Below are 18,253 nucleotides of genomic sequence, written 5' to 3'. Positions count from 1 at the left end.
CACAAATAAACCAGACATTGGTTTTTTCTGCTCAAAAAGCACTAATTTTGTGTTTGAACAAAAATTCATCAATGACAGAAAATTTATCTTTGAGCCTGCTCAATACATATAAAAGTTCGCTAAACTCTTACGATGAGGTTATTGACCATAACGGTCAAGTAAAACCCCATTGGAAAACCCTTTTCGATACACTTGAGTCGATAGGTATTGAAGGGTTAGAGCAGCGTAATGAAGAAATCATAAGCAAGCTCAAAGAAAACGGTGTGACCTACAATGTGTATAATGCTGATAACGGAAGCACACGTGCATGGAAACTCGACCCTATTCCGTTCTTAATTCATGAGAAAGAATGGCAGCAAATTGAAAAAGGAATCAAACAAAGAGCTCAGCTACTTGATTTGATATTGAAAGATATTTATGGGCCTCAAAGACTCATAAAAGAGTCTATCATTCCTCCAGAACTTGTCTTTGATAATTCTGGTTTCCTCCTGCCATGTTTCGATATTAAGCAAAAACTACCCAATCAACTACTCATCTATGCCTGTGATATGGCACGTGGGCCAGATGGTAAGATGTGGTTATTGGATAATCGAACGCAATCACCTTCGGGTTCGGGGTATGCCCTTGAAAACCGTACGGTCATGGCAAAGGTCTTTCCAGAACTTAATAAAAATATCTATCGAAATCGGCTTTCTCCCTATTTTAATCATCTACAACAAACCGTTTCTACCTTAGGAAACCTTTCCAACGAAAACCCTAATGTGGTCTTTTTAACCCCGGGCCCAGGTAATGAAACTTATTTCGAACATGTTTATCTATCATCTTATTTAGGTTACACACTTGTACAAGGCAGTGATTTATTAGTACGAGATGGCTTTGTTTGGCTAAAATCTATTGATGGTTTAGAGAGAGTCGATGTAATTATTCGTCGTGTAGATGATGAATGGTGCGACCCCCTTGAGCTCAAACAAGATTCTCTTTTGGGAATTCCAGGCTTATTACACGTGATGCGTTTAGGGAATGTTTCAGTGGTTAATCCACCGGGGGCGAGTGTCGTAGAAAACTATGGTTTAATGGCCTTCATGCAGAACATTTGTAAGTTTTTGCTCGATGAACCACTAATCATGAACTCCGTGGCAACGTGGTGGTGTGGACAAGCCAAAGAACTTGAATTTGTCCTTAACAACCTCCATAGACTCATCATTAAAAAAGCCAATAGAAAACAAGGGTTTAAATCGCGTTATGGCCGTTTACTTAGTAAATCAGAACTTGAAGAACTACGCTTAATGATTCTACAAAATCCTAAGGATTTTGTGGCTCAAGAAGAAGTAAGCCTTTCAACAACTCCTTCATTTATTGATGGAAAAATTGTGCCCCGTTTTGCAGCTATCAGAGCATTTTTGGTTTCGGATGGAACTGACTATAAAGTCATGCAAGGCGGGCTTACTCGTAGCTCTCCAATAAAAGATAAATTTGTCATTTCTAATCAATTAGGTGGGTTATCAAAAGATACTTGGATAGTTACAGATGCTCCGAGTGAATATTATGAAAGAGTGGTTGTGCGAAAAAACACTACAAACCTTCATAATCAATCACTTACGAGCAGAAATGCCGAAAATTTATTTTGGGTTGGGAGAATGTTTGAGCGAACCATGTCATTGACAAGTTTCTTAAAAATCGTACTCGACCGCCTCAACGAAAACGTAAATGATAAAGGTCAGAAGCGTCAAGAATACTTAGTAGTTTTACTGAAATCGCTTACTCACCTAACTATTACTTACCCAGGCTTTGCCAATGAAGAAGATGATTCTCTTTTAGAAAACCCTGAGCCAGAATTGTTTAGCCTTATTGCCGATACCCGAAAAGCGGGTTCAGTTGCTTACAATATAGTTTCTCTTTTACGTACGGCCAATCAAGTAAGTGAAAAATGGAATGCCGATACTCGTCGAATTTTAAATTTAATTGAAGATAATCTACAATCATTCCGAGATTCTCACAGTATTATACAATTAAGCCATGGTCTCGACCGTCTTTATACACGATTATTTGCTTTTCATGGCAATATTTTCGAGACCTTACCACGAGATAATGGTTTTTATTTACTTGAAGCAGGTAAAACAATCGAAAGAATACTTTCACTTATTTCGGTACTTCGCTCAGCATTTAGTTTTAAAAATAATGATGAGGTAGAAACTGTCATCATGGAGGCTGTACTCGAAAATCATCATTTATTGGCACAATATCGACATATTTATAAGTCGCATTGGAGTTTAGTTGCAGTGCTTAATATGGTTTTATTGGAAACTAATTTACCTTTTACACTTTCTTACTTACTTGATTCGTTATCAAGTTATTTAGAAAAATTGCCTAAAGGTATTGAACCTAATCGTCTGAACATCGCCCAACGTAATGTACTAGAAGCCAGCACATTAGTAAAACTATTTGATGCAGAAAGTATGCTCAACGTGGATAAAGACACCCAATATCGACCAGAATTAGACAAAACTTTAGAACAAGTTTATGACCTAATTTCAAAAGTAACAGGAAATCTAACGAGCCTTTACTTCAACCATTCGGTGATACAACATTCACTATTAGAAACCATAGAAAAACGAGATTCTGATGAAATATAAGCTAAGACATAAAACCGTCTATACTTATGTAAATCCTGTTGATAACTATCAAAGTGTGCTTTGCTTAGAACCCTTGAATTTGCCGATTCAAAGCTGTCAGAACTTTGAATTAGCAATTGACCCTCACCCAACTAAAATACACGCAAGAACCGATTATTTCGGCAACACACAACATTATTTTTCTTTGCATGAATCTCATCAATTATTACAAGTCATTGCAAGCAGTGATATTGAGATTTTACCAAAAAATACACCACGCATTAGTTTAATAACTTGCGAAGAGGCTATTGAAAGATTTAAGAAAGAAAATCATCTTAAAACCTTGGTTTTACAATATCAGCTTCCAAGTCCATTTATAAAATGGGATGAAGAAGTAAGGGCTTTTGCCGAAACCTGTTTACAAGCAAAAACGCCTCTTTTCGAAGCTGTCAGTAAACTTTCTGCCAAAATTTTTCATGAATTTCAGTTTAAATCAGGTTTTACAAGCGTAAATACACCTTTAAAAACTGTTTTAAAAGAACGCAAAGGGGTTTGTCAAGATTTTTCACATTTGGCCATTGCTTGCCTACGTAGTGTGGGTCTGGCAGCTCGATATGTAAGTGGATACATCGAAACTTTGCCCCCTCCCGGCAAACCTAAACTACAAGGTTCAGATGCTTCCCACGCTTGGATTTCGGTATATATCCCTGATATGGGTTGGTGTGAGTTTGATCCAACGAATAATTTAATTCCCAAAGATAAACATATTATTACGGCATACGGCCGTGACTATTCAGATGTTGCTCCCTTAAAAGGTATCATTTTTAGTTCAGGTGAGCACCGCGTTAGTGTAGAAGTTGATGTAATTCGGGTATAAGATTAAAGAAAAATGATAGAAACTGAACGTTTAAAACTACAACCATTAACCTACGAACAGTTAATGAAATATAGTGCTCTAGATTTTTCATTAGAAGAAGATTTAAACCTTGAAAAATCGACTCGAAGTATCTCTCCCGAACTTCGTGAGGCACTAGAATATGCAATAATTCCGAACGTAGCTGATGAATCAAAAAACTACCTCTTCTCTACACTTTGGACAATCATTTTGAAGGAAAGTAATAAAATGGTTGGTGATATTTGCTTTAAAGGCGAACCAAGCATTGATGGAGAAATTGAAATTAGTTATGGCACACATTTCGACTTTAGAAGAAAAGGATACATGAGCGAAGCAGTAGCCGCGATGATTACTTGGGCAAAAACTCAGACTAACGTATTGAAAGTTTCAGCGAATACAGAAAAAAATAACCTTTCATCTCAACGTGTACTACGAAACAATAGTTTTACGCCAATCAATGAAGCTGATGGATTTATTTACTGGGAAATAAAGGTAGGATGAAAAACTAACTGTGCGAAAACCTTCAATTACCTCAAAATATTAATATGGCTTTAGCTAACCCAAAAAGACTCGAGCTAAAGCCATACAAATTACCTTTCTCTAATATAGGTAAATTAATATCATTTATTTTTTAATTCACTACAATCTTTGCCACAACAGGCTGATGGTCAGACGGATAGCGTTGCTCATAAGAATCGGTTAAAACGCCATATTTTAGCACATCAATATTTTTACTTGTAAAAATATAATCAATCCTATTTTGAAGTGGAGCATCAAATTTAAAGCCATTGAAAGTACCCACAGGCCCGTAAGGTGGATTTTGAGTTACTTGAAAGGTATCATTTAATAAAGTTTGCATAATTTGAATTTGCTCCGTTTCAGGTGTTGAATTAAAGTCACCTGTGCAAATCACCGTTGCATCTTTAGCAATTTCTTGAATTTTCTTCACCATCAATTTACCAGATTCACGGCGTGCTACTACGCCTTGGTGGTCGAAATGTACATTGAAGAAATAAAACGACTTTTTGGTTTTTAAATCTTTGAATTTTCCCCACGAACAAATTCTGTTACAACAAGTAGCATCCCAACCTTTCCCTGGGGTTTCGGGCGTTTCTCTCAACCAAAAGTCTCCAGATTCTATTAGTTTAAAACGGTCTTTCCTGTAAAAGATAGATGAATGTTCGCCACCTTGTTTACCATCATCTCTACCATTTCCCGTAAACGCATATTCTGGTAGTTCTGCAATGCCATCTAATTGCATTCTAAAACCTTCTTGTGTGCCAAAAATATCAAATTCATGAAATTTAATGAGAGCTTTTACCAACTCTTTTCGGTTAGGCCAAGCATTGATTCCATCGCTAGCAACATTCAACCTTAAATTATAAGTGGCAACATTAATTGGTGTTTTTTTCTGGGCAAAAGTGGCAAAACTCACCATGAAAAGTGAGCAAATAATGAAAGTGTGTTTCATAATTATTGAGTTTTGTTGAATAAATAGGTCACAAATGTAATGTAAAACATCAATGTTTTCAGAAAAAACTTATTTCAGTTGAATTAAGAATTTATTATGAGAATGTTAATACCATTTTCTAAATTTGTAACTTAACCTTATCCATCTTTACAAAAAATGAAAAAAATCCTCCTTGTACTTTTCATTACAAACCTTGTTTTTGCACAAGCCCCCAAACCATTTGGAGCAACGCCATCACCTGACCAGCTTAAATGGCACGATATGGAATATTATGCCTTTATTCACTTTGGCCCAAATTCATTTACTGATAAAGAATGGGGAGATGGCACGGAAAAAGAAGAAGTATTTAACCCAACTCAACTTGATTGCCGTCAATGGGCAAGAGTTTGTAAAGCTGCGGGAATGAAAGGAATCATTTTAACTGCCAAACACCACGATGGATTTGCACTTTTTCCGAGTAAATACTCTACACATACCGTTCGTGAATCAAAATGGAGAAACGGAAAGGGAGATGTTTTAAAAGAACTTTCGGCAGTTTGTAAGGAATATGGACTAAAAATGGGACTATATATATCTCCATGGGATAGAAACCACCCAACTTATGGTACACCTGAATACAACCAAGTTTATGTAAATATGCTTAAAGAAATTACTACTCAATACGGTGATTTATTTGAAGTATGGTTCGATGGAGCAAACGGCGAAGGCCCAAATGGGAAGAAACAAGTATATGATTTTCCGTTGTTTAATAAAACTGTAAAAACGTATCAACCACATGCATTGATTTTTAGCGATGCGGGTCCTGATATACGTTGGGTTGGAAATGAAAACGGATTTGCGGGCGAAACTTGTTGGTCAACCATTAATGGTGATAAACTTTTCCCTGCTTATGATAAGCCTGCCCATTTGAATGTAGGTGATGAGAATGGCACGCATTGGATTCCTGCAGAATGTGATGTATCTATTCGTCCGGGCTGGTTTTACCATAAAAACGAAGATGGCAAAGTAAAAACACCCATGCAATTATTAGATATTTGGAATAAATCGGTGGGTCGAGGTTCAAATCTTTTATTAAATATTCCAGTAGATGGCCGTGGATTGATTCATGAAAATGATGAAAAATCATTGATGGAATTTAAAAAATTGCGTGAACAATACTTTGGCAATAACTTAATGAAAGCAGGTACTTATACAAAAAACTTCAGCAAAGACACCTACGATATTACCCTTACAAAACCACAAACTTTCAATTGTTTTGTTGTACAAGAAGATATCCGTTATGGACAAAGAGTTAAAAAGTTTTATGTTCAAGCCAAAGAAAATGGTCAATGGAAAAACTTAACTTTTGCTACTACTATTGGGCATAAACGAATTGTTTACTTCCCACGTACAACGGCCAAAGAACTTAGAATTGTATTTGATGAAGCTTTTGCTAAACCAATCATTTCAAAAGTAGAATTGTATAATACGCCTGAGTAAACATAAGCTTAATACCTACAAAGCCACTGTTCATTGTGAACAATGGCTTTTTTATTTCAAATCTATTATTGCTTTAATATTCATAATGCGATTAAAATTAATTCCAAAATAAAACATAAAATAAAAATCATAACTTTGACCCTGACTATTCTTAAATAAAACATATGAAAAAACTAACTCTATTATTTATCTCTTTCGTTTGCATTTTAACCTTAAATTCGTGTCAAAAGAAAAACGAAAACCAAAACAATGAAATTTCTGCAAGTGAAATCAAAGTAGACAGTATCACATTTAAAATCGAAACCCCAAAAAAAGTTAGTAAAGAGGGTGACACCTTATTTGCCTCATTCAAAGTAAAATTTCCCAAATTTATTGGTGGCGATGCAAGCATTATTGGTAAAATAAATGGTCAAATTGAGCAAATGGTAAAAGACCAAGTTTATAGCTTAGAAGATAGTGTTCAAACCCAAAAAGTAGGCACGATTGAAGAAATAGCCCAAAGTTTTATAAAGGAATACAAAACTTATAATGAAGAAAATGCCGATATTCCCCTTGGTGTTGGTTGGGAATATGAAGGCTCGGGAGATACACTTTTAATCTCATCAAAAGTCATTTCTATTTATTACAGCGTTTATTCATTTTTAGGTGGAGCTCACGGTAATTTTTATACCACTTATATGAACTTTAATGCCCAAACAGGCGATTTACTAAAACTAACCGACATAGTTTCTGATACAACCGCATTAAAAAAAATTGCCGAGTTGAAATTTGAGAAAACACAAAAAGCCTTTGCCAAGGACAATGATTTTGAGTACAATAAAGAAGATTACTTCTGGGGAAGCCCATTCTTTTTACCAAAAAATATAGCTATTACGAAATCGGGGCTTTCATTTTTATATAATCCTTATGAGGCAGCAGCTTATGCAATTGGAGCAATTTATTTCGAATTAACTTGGCAAGAATTAGGGACTTTGGTCAAAAAAGAAATTCGGTAAAACTTCCTATAAAATGTATGTTAACAAAAAATCCGTAGGCTTAACCTACGGATTTTTTGTTAACTAATGGAGATTACCATTCACATTCAGTACCTAACCAATCGTAGCCAGATTCAATTGGTTGACCATCTGGCGGAGTCAAAGGAGTAGATGGAATGACCGCCTCAGGGTTTTCTTCAAATTGTTTAATTTTTAATAAAGTCAATCTTGCAAAACCACCCCCATCAGATAATTTACCCGAAAGCCAAACTTTTATATCTTCAATAGCAGCATAGGCATTCATGCGAACTTCAATTGTAGCTTCTTTACTGTTCGCCAATTTCATCAAATAATCGAGATATTGCGTGGCAACCATTCGGTCAATTTGTGAATAGTAACTCATGTTTTCAATAATTTCAGCTTTTTTCCAAAGACGTTTATTCATTTCCTTCGTTATCTCCGAAAAAGTCGGTAAATCTCCTCTTAAAGCTCCTCTTTGACTCGCTAAGCGAGCACACCTTTCAGGATTAAGAATTAATCGAAGTGTTAAACCAGCCGCGGCTTCAGCAGGAGCCATTGGGTCAAAAGCTAAGCCCGTATGACGTTTAAAAGTCTCTCTTGGATTAGGATCATATCTAAATGCTCTCGGAGGAATCAATTTTATGATGTGCTCAGGAACTGCTAAAAATTGTGGGGTAAGCGTTGACATCAAAGCATTAAATGCTTCTCTTTGCTTGGCAGCCGATACTGGCTCCAACACTAATTGTCCATCGCCACGAAGAGCAAAATTATAATCAATACCACCTAAAGCTTTAGCAGTAGCTTCCGTTTGAAAACGGTGGAACATATACATTGGCACCAATACCTCTTCTAAATTGGCCATTGGCGTAGTTTTGGTTATTTTTTTCTCATTAAAATTCTGTAATGCAATTCTACGTAATTCCATCACTCGCTTTAACTCGGTAGTTGCATCAGCTCCATTATCCCACAAATGGGTATTAGGGCTCACTGAGCCTTCTGGACGAGCATCTTGGTCTGTTAAGAAACGTAAACCTTTTCGAATAGTATTTTGAACAATTTTCTCCAATTCTACCTTTTCATTAACCGTAGAAGGGAAATCCTGATAACCCCAAATAATAGATGCTTTATCATAATCACCAATTCCCATCGCATAAGCACGCGATAAATCAAACTTACCATTGGCATAATCAATCAACGGATGCGGGTAGTCCATTACAGAAGCTCGACCAGCAGTACTTGAAATATAATTATGAGGTAAGCCCAAAGTATGCCCAACTTCATGGGCAGCCAATTGTTTCAATCGGTCAAGCGACATTTTGGTAATTTCTTTTACCATCGAAGAATCGGTCTCATAGTTGCCTAAAAATCCTTGAGCAATTAAAAAATCTTGACGAACACGCAATGAACCTAAAGTTACTTTGCCTTTTAATATTTCACCTGTACGAGGGTCAATAATACTTGCACCATAAGACCAACCACGTGTACTTCTATGCACCCATTGAATCAAATTATAACGAATATCCATAGGGTCGGCATCGGGTGGCAATAATTTTACTTGAAAAGCATCCTTATAACCAGCGGCTTCGTAAGCTTGATTCCACCAAGCAGCCCCTTCCATCAATGCTGAACGAATAGGCTCGGGAGCACCAGGGTCCATATAGTAAACAATCGGCTGAACCGCCTCGCTAATCATTGAGGTTGGGTCTTTTTTCTTTAAACGGTGGCGTGAAATATATCTTTTTGAAATAGGTTCACTAATTGGAGTAGCATAATCAAAATACTCTATTCCACCATAACCAATTCTTGGGTCAAACTCACGAGCTTTGAATTCATTCTTTGTTAAATCAGGCAATTCTACAAAAGAATGATGTTGGTACATCGTAACAATTGAAGGCGTTGGCACAACTTCTCTAAGAAATTGCCCAGCATTTTCACCCGTAAGCGTAATGATACATTCAAACTCGGTATTTTTAGGAAATGCCTTAGAATGTGGCAAATAAATAGAGCTTTTAGAAACATCAAGGCGATAATTTCCTTGTTTAGTTCTCGCAATATCTTGGATGGCCCCTACCGCATCTTGCATTAAGAAGGGTGTTAAATCAACCAAAACTTTTCCATTGCTTTCGGCTTTAATTTCAAATCCAAAATGTACTGATTTAGCGAACGACTCTTCTACTGCTTTACGTTCAAGTGGGTCGTTTGATATTGCACGATAAGCATAATTAGGCTCAATCATCAGAACTTTATTACCAGTTCTTTGGAATTTTACCACATGTTCTTGGCCTAATCGTCCACGGTCAAGCCCAATGTCATTAGAACCAATTCCTTGAGCTAAAGAAGGATAATACAGTAACTCTGTATCGAACTTATCTATTTCGAGCCAAATTTTACTTTCCTTAGCATTCCAATAAAAAGTTAGGAAACCTTCTTTTTTTTCCATTCCGGCAGTAAACGCCTCAATAGTTTTTAGCTCTTGTGCAAAAGCAAAAGAGCTAAAAATGAGTAATGTTAGGGTTTGAATGAAGTGTTTTTTCATAGATTTTCTATGGTTGTTTTGATGAAAATATAAAAAAATCAATAACTATATTATTTTAAAAATTTGAAAATGAAATATTTAGCACATTATTTACTTAAATCTACATCTCTACCAATAGCTCTTTGCTATCAATTTAGTAAAATTAATCATCATTGATATGTAAGTGTTTTTTAGTCGATTGATTCAAATTCAGTGTAATCTTCAAATTTCGACAATTCTTGCTCTAAAGAGTAAAACGCAAGTTGTGATTCTTGATTAAATATGTATTGAAAAAACCTACCTAAAAGTTAAGGGGCTTCAGATGCAGCTCACATCAAATGGATATGCAACGCAATGTAATTTTTTTCATTTTTAAATATGCAGCAAAATTTTATCTTTTCTTTCAGCGAATAAATTCGCCTTTTAAAGGAAAAATGGATATTTTATCTACCTTTCGGAGTTAAGTCCGAAAGCTAATATCATAACCACATTTTTTTCCCTTTAATCGGTGATTTTAATCAATGACTAACTCAATCCTTATATTTCTTCTCTCCAGCCCTAATCTCTACACCAATAAAATTTTCTTTTGGCGGAATCGGACAAATAAAGTTCTCATTATAAGCACAATAAAAGTTATGTGCATTATTGAAATCTATTTCTATAGAACTGCCTTGAAGTTTTTCTTTGGGAATATTTATATATCTACCTCCACCATAAGTTTCCTTGTCATTAGTTAAATCCCGAAACGGTAACATAAGTATTTCACCTTCATCAAAAAGTGCAACCGTAAAAGTTTTTCCCTCAAGTTGGAATGTTACATTTCCCGCACGTTTAATTTCTGATTGAGTACTATCAGTCATTAAAATCATTCCTTTTTCGTCAGAAGTTACCGATTTGAATTCTGCATTTACAATAAAATTTTTATCTGGTTCAAAATATTTCAATCCCGAAAAATCTTGAAGATTAGCAATTGGCGAATCTTTTTCTTTTCTCAAATTTTCTACAAATTCTTCTCGTAGCTTCTTCACATTTTCAATATAATTCTCTGAACCGCTCAATGAGTAGAATACAATACCAATAATACCAAGTATAATAATTAATAAAAATAGCTTGTTTTTAAACATATCTATTACTTTATGTTGTTATAAAAATGAGTATTTCGTAAATAAACAATTCCTTCTGCTAAGTTAGTAATTTTAGCAAAAAAGTGTTCGTTTTACGGCCTTAATTTCCGTTATTCGCAGCTTAAAATTTAAAGAAAATTATGTTTACAGGAATCGTAGAATCACTAGCACAAGTGACAGATATTCAAGCTAATGGCACAAACTTAACATTTACTTTTGAGTCAAATATTGCTCATGAACTTAAAGTTGACCAAAGTGTATCGCACAATGGTGTTTGTCTTACGGTGGAACAGCTAGTTGAAAACACTTACCAATATAAAGTTACAGCCATTGACGAAACCTTAAAAAAAACCAATTTAGGGAAACTTCAAATCGGCGATAAAGTAAATTTAGAACGATGTATGCCAGCCAGTGGCCGATTTGATGGGCATATTGTTCAAGGGCACGTTGACCAAACGGGTATTTGTACTTCTATTGAAGACCAAAATGGAAGTTGGTTAATTTCGTTTGAATACGATGAATCTTCCAATAACATCACCGTTGAAAAAGGCTCAATTTGTGTTAATGGTGTAAGTTTGACAGTTGTTAACTCTAAAGATAATGGTTTTAGTGTAGCTATTATTCCATATACTTGGGAGCATACAAACTTTCATCAATTAAAAGAAGGGAGTATCATCAATTTAGAATTTGATATTCTTGGAAAATATATGCAGAAAATTATGTCTAGAAAATGATGATAAGTAGGGAATTAAAATTTTGAGGCGAAGTACAATCATTTTAGTATAAATAAACAAAAGGGAAGCATTGCTGCTTCCCTTTATATATTTTTGGGCAAGTATGAATTACTTACGCTCAGCCATTGGAACAAATGGACGGTCAGTTGCACCAGTATAAATCTGACGTGGACGACCGATTGGCTCTTTGTTTGCTCTCATTTCTTTCCATTGAGCAATCCAACCTGGGAGACGGCCTAAGGCAAACATTACCGTAAACATGTTAGTTGGAATTCCTAATGCACGGTAGATGATTCCAGAATAGAAGTCAACATTCGGATAAAGCTTTCTTTGTACAAAATAATCATCATTCAACGCTGCTTCCTCTAAGCCTTTTGCAATTTCAAGTACGGGGTCATTTACACCTAATTTACCTAAAATATCATCTGCTGCTTTCTTAATGATTTTTGCACGAGGGTCGAAGTTTTTATAAACGCGGTGACCAAAGCCCATCAAACGGAAGCCTGAATTTTTATCCTTCGCTTTATTTATAAACTTCTGTACATCTCCGCCATCAGCTTTGATATCTTCAAGCATTTCAATTACCTCTTGGTTTGCACCACCATGAAGTGGGCCCCAAAGAGCAGAAATACCAGCCGAAATAGAAGAGTAAATATTAGCTTTAGATGAACCTACTAAACGTACCGTCGATGTAGAGCAGTTTTGCTCATGGTCGGCATGAAGAATCAATAATTTATTAAGAGCTGCTGAAACAATTGGGTCAACATGATAATCTTCTACTGGAAGTGAAAACATCATGTGCAAGAAGTTTGAGCAATAATCTAATGAATTTTTTGGATAATTGATTGGATGTCCGTGCGACTTCTTATAGCACCATGTTGCTAAAGTTGGGAACTTTGCCAATAAACGAATGATGTGCAACTCAGTACGGTCTGGAGCTTTATCATCATAAGAATCTGGATAGAAACCACTCATGGCACTTACCAACGACGACATCACGCCCATAGGGTGTGAATTAACTGGGAAGCCGTTGAAAATACGACGCATATCTTCATTTACGATAGTGTGCGTTCGAATCTCATGTTCAAATTTGTTGTACTGCTCAGTTGTTGGAAGTTCGCCATAGATTAACAAATAAGCGACTTCTAGGAAATTGGCTTTTTCAGCAAGGTCTTCAATTGAGTAGCCACGGTAATGCAGAATGCCTAATTCGCCATCTAAGAATGTAATTGAACTCTTAGTTGCACCTGTGTTTTTGTAGCCGCTATCAATGGTTATGTAGCCTGTTTCATCACGAAGCTTGGCAATATCAATTGCTTTTTCGCCTTCCGTACCTTCAATGGTGGGATATTGGTATGATTTACCGTCAAGTATTATTTCTGCTGTACCAGCCATAAAAACATATAGATTATTTTGTATTACTGAATTTTGCTGATGAATTATTTTGTTAATTCGACGACAATATTAATAAAAAAAGTACAAATTTTACTACTAAGAACAAAATATTTGTCATAGCAACAATAATTTAATCTTTGCAGAGCAAATTACTATATTTTTTTGCACTTTCTAATACTTTTATAACTCCAAAGGTACCAAAAAAGTTTGCTCAGTTTCTATAGATATTTATATTTTCAAGTTTTTTTTGTATTTTCACTTTTCTGAAAATCTTTATAATATGCTAACCGCCATTTTAATAGACGACGAGAGGGGTTGCCTAGACACACTCGAAATTGAACTACAAACCTACTGCCCAGATGTAAAGATTTTGGCGAAATGCCAATCGGCTGAAAAAGCATTAGAATTACTCGACACATTGGTTCCTGATATGATCTTCCTTGATATTAGCATGCCACAAATGAATGGGTTCGATTTTTTGCTTAAAATACCAAAAATAAATTTCGAAGTGATTTTTTGTACTGCTTATGATGCTTTTGCTCTAACAGCCTTTGATTTTTGTGCAATTGATTATTTACTAAAGCCCGTTTCAAAAGAAAAACTTATCAGAGCAGTAGATAAAGTTAGACAGAAACAGAATAAACATGTTGACCTCCAAAACTTAGAATTACTACTTGCCAATATGCGTGGAGGAATTCACCACAAACCAAACATTGCGGTACCAACCCCCGAAGGCTTAGAGTTTATTTCAATTACAGACATTATTTATGCAGAAGCTGATGGAAATTACTCAAGAATCTATATGCTGAATAAAGATAAAATACTTATTTCTCGAACGCTAAAAGATTTAGAATCACTACTTTCCAATCATCCATTTGTAAGAATTCATCAATCATATTTAGTAAATATGGCTTTCATTAAAAAATATGTCAAAGGTGAAGGAGGGTACGTAGTAATGAATAACGGAGCAAGCCTCCAAGTTTCAAGAGCCAATCGTATAAAACTCATGGATTTAGTCAGGTAAAACTTTTATTAAATTTAATATATTAAGCAAACTTTAGCCAATATTTCAAAATCTTGCAGTTATCAAAAATCATATCGTTTAGCTTAATATTACTCTCAAGGGTTGTTTTTTCACAAAACCTTGATACAACAGTACTTTCAAAAAAAATAAACTATGAGGGTGAAATTGACTTAAAGCCCAATTGTCAACTATTTATTGACTCAATAGGTAAAATTCCATTTCAACATATTCAAAAACAAAATTTCAAACCACTTCATTTATTCAAATTCCCACCACTCTTCAATGACTATCATCAATATACTTTTTGGTTGAAAGTTAGCATTAAGAATCCTACTGATACAACTATCAATGTATTATTCACTACAGGAGTACATAAGAGTATTGATGTTTTCAGAATTTCAGAAAATAGTTTACAAAAACTACAATCAACCAATCAAACATTAAGGCCGAATGAAAGGCCCTACAAGTTTGATGAACAATTCATACCGCTCAGTTTCTATCCAAATCAGACTTATGATTTATTAATAAAAGTAAATGAACACCCTCAAATTTACTTCAAATTAACCCCCAAAATAGTTAGTTATGCAGCCGAATATGAAACAAAAATAAAAGCATTTGATGAAGAATATGGCTATTTATTACATGATGGAATCTATCTCTCTATTCTTACATTTGCTACTATTTATATGTTTATCATGTATTTTGTAGAACAAAAACGCTACTATTTATACTATGGTCTCTATATTTTTTTCTTAGCTATTTTTGGTTTTTGGGCAATTGAACATTCACCCTATATTCATTTTATTTTCAGTTATATTCCAGTACTTAAATTTTCAGGAAATAATAATACCTACCTGCTACTAACGAATATTTTCTACTACCTTTTTCATTCTGAATTTCTTGAGTTACAACAAAATGCTCCTAAGTTTAATAGAGTTTTACATGGCTTTGTCAAATTTTTAGTCATTCTACTCATCATTGACACATTTGTTAATTTTATACTAACCAATTACTCTTTAGGAGGAAAAATCTGGCTTATTAGTCAGCCAATTATTGCCATTTTTGGCATATACATCACCTACCAATTATATCAACTCAAAGGTCCTTTCGTGAGATACATTCAAATTGGTAGCACTGTATTATTGATTGGAGCAATCGTTGGTTTTTTAGAACAGTTGCTACTAATAAAGCCCGATAATATTGTATTAATGCGTTTGGCTCCAAGTTTTGTACTAAACTATGCAGTTTTGATTGAAATCTTCTGTTTTTCTACGGCTTTAGGCTATAAAACATGGTTAACCCAGCGTCTTCGAAATCAGCTAATTCGCTCCGTTAAGGAATCAGAACTCCGAACTTTACGCTCACAAATCAATCCCCATTTTATATTTAATAGTTTGAACTCTATTAAAAGTTACATCTTGCGTGACCGTAAGCTGGAAGCTTCTGAATATCTTACTGATTTTTCGACCTTAATGCGTGCAATACTTCAACAATCGAAAGATAAATTTATCTCATTAGCCGCCGAACTCGAAACCACTTTACTATATATTAAACTTGAAAATCTTAGGTTTGAAGGTGGTTTTTTATTTGATTATCAGATTGATGAAACTTTAAATATTGATGATATTTTGATTCCGCCAATGCTTTTACAACCGTACATTGAAAATGCCATCAAACATGGGCTCATGAGTAAGGCAGAAAATCGAGTTTTGACTTTAAAAATTGAAAGGAAAAACTCGGAGGAAATATATATTAAAATTGATGATAATGGAATTGGGCGAGAAAGAGCGGGCATCCAGCAAAAAAATACGATTAATCATGAATCAATGAGTACAACAATTAATGATGAGCGGATACAACTTTTAGGTCTTACAACCGACCTTCACATTAATATAGAAATTGTTGATAAAAAAACACCGCAGGGAATATCAGAGGGCACAACCGTTATAATCACTTTACCAATTTAAGATTTTGGTTCAGAATAAAATACATATCAATCGTATAATCACAAAACTCTTAGCTGTAAGTTTTGCTTGGCTTTTTTTATGTGTTTCGGTAGCGGCACAAGTAAAACTATATACAAATCTTGAACATAACGGGCTATTAGACTTTAGCGATAGTACACAACTTTATATAGATTCGACAGATAAGCTTGAGTCTCAGCAAATTCCACTTCAAGAATTTCGTCCGCTTAATAGTTTTCAGCTACCTAAAAGCTTCATTAGTGGATATAAATATAGCTATTGGTTAAAATTTGAAGTTGAAAATCCAACAAACGATACACTTGACATTTTATTTAGTAGTGGCTTACATCTGAGAACTACATTGTATGAATCAAAGCTGAATTATCTAAAAGAAATCGGCGAAGCTAATGAAGCGTTAAGAAAAAAAGATAGGTCTTTTAAATCTGATGACCAATATATTTTACTTAGATTGTTGCCGAAAAGTACTTATCATTTTTATGCAAGAATAAAAGATTATCCCAGAGAAAACTTTGAGATAAAACCTATTTTCATAAGCAAAACTACCGAAAATCTAAAAAAATTAAATGCCTTTTATGATGAATATATTTACTTAGTCACTAATGGTTGTTTGATTGCGGTTCTGCTTTTCGTGGCCCTTTTTGTTTTATTATTTTACTTTCTTGACCGTCAACCTTACTATCTTTATTATGCTTTTTATACCATTTCGATTGCCCTTTTTAATCTTTGGGAATACGAACACTCTCCCTACAACTACCTGATTTTCAAATACTTACCAAATTTAAAGTTTACTGGAAATAGCAATATTTATGTTCTTCTTACACATATTTTTTATTTTTTATTCATTTTTGAATTTCTAGAATTAAAAAAACGTTTCCCTCTTTTAGCCAAGATTTTCAGTTGGGTGATAATCACATTGGCTTCTATACTTTTGGCAGATATAATTATTCTTTTTGTATTCAAACGCCTTGACTGGAGTACAAGAATTTTTTGGATATTTCAGGATACTTTGCCTGTTTTAAATCTCACTTTATTATTTACTATTTTCCGTATTAAAGGACGAATTGCTCGATTTATTAAAATCGGAAGCACTTTTTTGATGCTTGGTGGATTAGCTGGTTTTTTATCCAACGAACTTCAAAATCCACCCATGATATTGTTTCGAGTAGAACCCAGTTTATTATTTACTTTGGGCATTTTAATCGAAGTCTTTTTCTTTTCAATCGCTATTGGAATGAAAAGTTATCAGATTCAAAAAGAGCAAAAATCACTACAAAAATCTATTATGGAATCTGAATTACGTACCTTGCGTTCACAAATAAATCCACATTTTGTATTCAATAGTCTAAATTCTATCAAAAGTTATATCCTCACTCACCGCTCGACCGAAGCATCGGAATATCTAACTGATTTTTCAACATTAATGCGTTCGATTTTACAATACTCAAAAGAGCAACTCATAACGCTTACCAACGAACTTGAGATAGCAATTCTCTATATCAGTTTAGAAAAACGCCGTTTTGAAGAAAACTTTGTATTTAACTATGAAATTGAGCCATCGATTAATACCGATGAAATTCTCATTCCTCCAATGCTGCTTCAACCGTATATAGAAAATGCCATCAAACATGGCTTAATGAACAAAGACGGCATTAGAATAATAACCTTGAAAGTTTCTATTGAAAACTCAAAAACAATAAAAATAGAGATTGATGATAATGGCATTGGGCGTGAAAATGCCTCATTACTTCGCAAGAATACACCAAAGTATCAATCTTTGGGTATGAGTATTAATGATGAAAGGGTAGATTTACTTAAAAAAATTAGCGAATTGTTTATAGATATTCAGATTATTGATAAGCAACAACCTAACGGACTAAGTGCGGGCACAAACGTAACAGTACGGATACCGATTGAGTAAAACTACGTTTAGTAAAAAAATAGTACCGCCAAATAATAACCCAAACCTACCAAATATCCAGTAATCCTACCAAATAATAATTACAATTAAAATAGTAATTACTTTC

General features: G+C 34.5%; 13 protein-coding genes. 9 read left to right on the top strand and 4 right to left on the bottom strand.

Translation table 11 applies throughout. From position 1 onward, the window contains the following. Positions 1-71 precede the first annotated feature (71 nt). The 3 genes from EMTOL_RS15010 to EMTOL_RS15000 are packed head-to-tail and all read left to right on the top strand — an operon-like array spanning position 72 to position 4,008. The gene (locus EMTOL_RS15010) at positions 72-2,633 is read left to right on the top strand and encodes a circularly permuted type 2 ATP-grasp protein (protein ID WP_041693600.1); all 2,562 of its coding nucleotides are present in this window, start codon (positions 72-74) and stop codon (positions 2,631-2,633) included. After that, a complete protein-coding gene (locus EMTOL_RS15005) occupies positions 2,623-3,489 on the top strand; it encodes a transglutaminase family protein (protein ID WP_015030159.1) in 867 nt (288 codons plus the stop codon). The genes EMTOL_RS15010 and EMTOL_RS15005 overlap by 11 nt, the downstream gene beginning before the upstream one ends. Positions 3,490-3,501: 12 nt before the next feature. Then, positions 3,502-4,008 carry a GNAT family N-acetyltransferase gene (locus tag EMTOL_RS15000; protein WP_015030158.1) on the top strand — a complete coding sequence of 169 codons (507 nt, stop codon included), beginning with the start codon at positions 3,502-3,504 and terminating at the stop codon, positions 4,006-4,008. Positions 4,009-4,138: 130 nt separating this feature from the next. On the opposite strand, the gene EMTOL_RS14995 is transcribed toward EMTOL_RS15000, so the two are convergent. After that, positions 4,139-4,978 carry an endonuclease/exonuclease/phosphatase family protein gene (locus EMTOL_RS14995; RefSeq protein ID WP_041693598.1) on the bottom strand — a complete coding sequence of 280 codons (840 nt, stop codon included), beginning with the start codon at positions 4,976-4,978 and terminating at the stop codon, positions 4,139-4,141. A gap of 156 nt (positions 4,979-5,134) precedes the next feature. Here EMTOL_RS14995 and EMTOL_RS14990 point away from each other — a divergent pair, with 156 nt between their 5' ends. Then, entirely contained in the window at positions 5,135-6,457 is a 1,323-nt protein-coding gene (locus tag EMTOL_RS14990) for an alpha-L-fucosidase (RefSeq protein WP_015030156.1), read from the top strand. A 164-nt stretch (positions 6,458-6,621) separates the two neighbouring features. Beyond that, positions 6,622-7,452 (top strand): PdaC/RsiV family protein, encoded by an 831-nt coding sequence (locus EMTOL_RS21880; protein WP_015030155.1) that lies wholly within the window; start codon positions 6,622-6,624, stop codon positions 7,450-7,452. Between the two features lie 73 nt (positions 7,453-7,525). On the opposite strand, the gene EMTOL_RS14980 is transcribed toward EMTOL_RS21880, so the two are convergent. Together EMTOL_RS14980 and EMTOL_RS14975 are read right to left on the bottom strand one after the other, a co-directional pair. Further along, positions 7,526-9,988, bottom strand: coding sequence for a zinc-dependent metalloprotease (locus tag EMTOL_RS14980; RefSeq protein ID WP_015030154.1), 2,463 nt, complete (start codon positions 9,986-9,988; stop codon positions 7,526-7,528). Positions 9,989-10,497: 509 nt separating this feature from the next. After that, entirely contained in the window at positions 10,498-11,091 is a 594-nt protein-coding gene (locus EMTOL_RS14975; protein ID WP_015030153.1) for a DUF1684 domain-containing protein, read from the bottom strand. Positions 11,092-11,231: 140 nt separating this feature from the next. Between EMTOL_RS14975 and EMTOL_RS14970 the strand changes: the two genes are divergently transcribed. Next, positions 11,232-11,825, top strand: coding sequence for a riboflavin synthase (locus EMTOL_RS14970; protein WP_015030152.1), 594 nt, complete (start codon positions 11,232-11,234; stop codon positions 11,823-11,825). A 108-nt stretch (positions 11,826-11,933) separates the two neighbouring features. On the opposite strand, the gene EMTOL_RS14965 is transcribed toward EMTOL_RS14970, so the two are convergent. Further along, positions 11,934-13,220, bottom strand: coding sequence for a citrate synthase (locus tag EMTOL_RS14965; RefSeq protein WP_015030151.1), 1,287 nt, complete (start codon positions 13,218-13,220; stop codon positions 11,934-11,936). A gap of 280 nt (positions 13,221-13,500) precedes the next feature. Here EMTOL_RS14965 and EMTOL_RS14960 point away from each other — a divergent pair, with 280 nt between their 5' ends. Genes EMTOL_RS14960 through EMTOL_RS14950 form a run of 3 tightly spaced genes read left to right on the top strand, consistent with a single transcriptional unit; the run spans position 13,501 to position 18,147 of the window. Continuing rightward, positions 13,501-14,244: a LytR/AlgR family response regulator transcription factor gene (locus EMTOL_RS14960; protein ID WP_015030150.1), complete on the top strand. Its 744-nt coding sequence runs from the start codon at positions 13,501-13,503 to the stop codon at positions 14,242-14,244. A gap of 53 nt (positions 14,245-14,297) precedes the next feature. After that, positions 14,298-16,211, top strand: a complete 1,914-nt coding sequence (locus EMTOL_RS21875) for a histidine kinase (protein WP_015030149.1) — start codon at positions 14,298-14,300, stop codon at positions 16,209-16,211. A 4-nt stretch (positions 16,212-16,215) separates the two neighbouring features. Beyond that, on the top strand, positions 16,216-18,147 hold the full coding sequence (locus tag EMTOL_RS14950) for a histidine kinase (protein WP_015030148.1): 1,932 nt from the start codon (positions 16,216-16,218) through the stop codon (positions 18,145-18,147). Positions 18,148-18,253 lie beyond the last annotated feature (106 nt).

Origin of the sequence: Emticicia oligotrophica DSM 17448 (assembly GCF_000263195.1) — a bacterium.
Lineage (GTDB): Bacteria > Bacteroidota > Bacteroidia > Cytophagales > Spirosomataceae > Emticicia > Emticicia oligotrophica.
The sequence above is the reverse complement of the archived record's forward strand: the minus strand, read 5'-3'. Positions and strand labels throughout refer to the sequence as shown.

Coding starts and splice junctions, on each gene's coding strand:
- EMTOL_RS14970 (WP_015030152.1), top strand. CDS start 11,232: ATGTTTACAGGAATCGTAGAATCACTAGCACAAGTGACAGATATTCAA.
- EMTOL_RS14995 (WP_041693598.1), bottom strand. CDS start 4,978: ATGAAACACACTTTCATTATTTGCTCACTTTTCATGGTGAGTTTTGCC.
- EMTOL_RS14960 (WP_015030150.1), top strand. CDS start 13,501: ATGCTAACCGCCATTTTAATAGACGACGAGAGGGGTTGCCTAGACACA.
- EMTOL_RS14990 (WP_015030156.1), top strand. CDS start 5,135: ATGAAAAAAATCCTCCTTGTACTTTTCATTACAAACCTTGTTTTTGCA.
- EMTOL_RS14965 (WP_015030151.1), bottom strand. CDS start 13,220: ATGGCTGGTACAGCAGAAATAATACTTGACGGTAAATCATACCAATAT.
- EMTOL_RS14975 (WP_015030153.1), bottom strand. CDS start 11,091: ATGTTTAAAAACAAGCTATTTTTATTAATTATTATACTTGGTATTATT.
- EMTOL_RS15010 (WP_041693600.1), top strand. CDS start 72: ATGACAGAAAATTTATCTTTGAGCCTGCTCAATACATATAAAAGTTCG.
- EMTOL_RS14980 (WP_015030154.1), bottom strand. CDS start 9,988: ATGAAAAAACACTTCATTCAAACCCTAACATTACTCATTTTTAGCTCT.
- EMTOL_RS15005 (WP_015030159.1), top strand. CDS start 2,623: ATGAAATATAAGCTAAGACATAAAACCGTCTATACTTATGTAAATCCT.
- EMTOL_RS21880 (WP_015030155.1), top strand. CDS start 6,622: ATGAAAAAACTAACTCTATTATTTATCTCTTTCGTTTGCATTTTAACC.
- EMTOL_RS15000 (WP_015030158.1), top strand. CDS start 3,502: ATGATAGAAACTGAACGTTTAAAACTACAACCATTAACCTACGAACAG.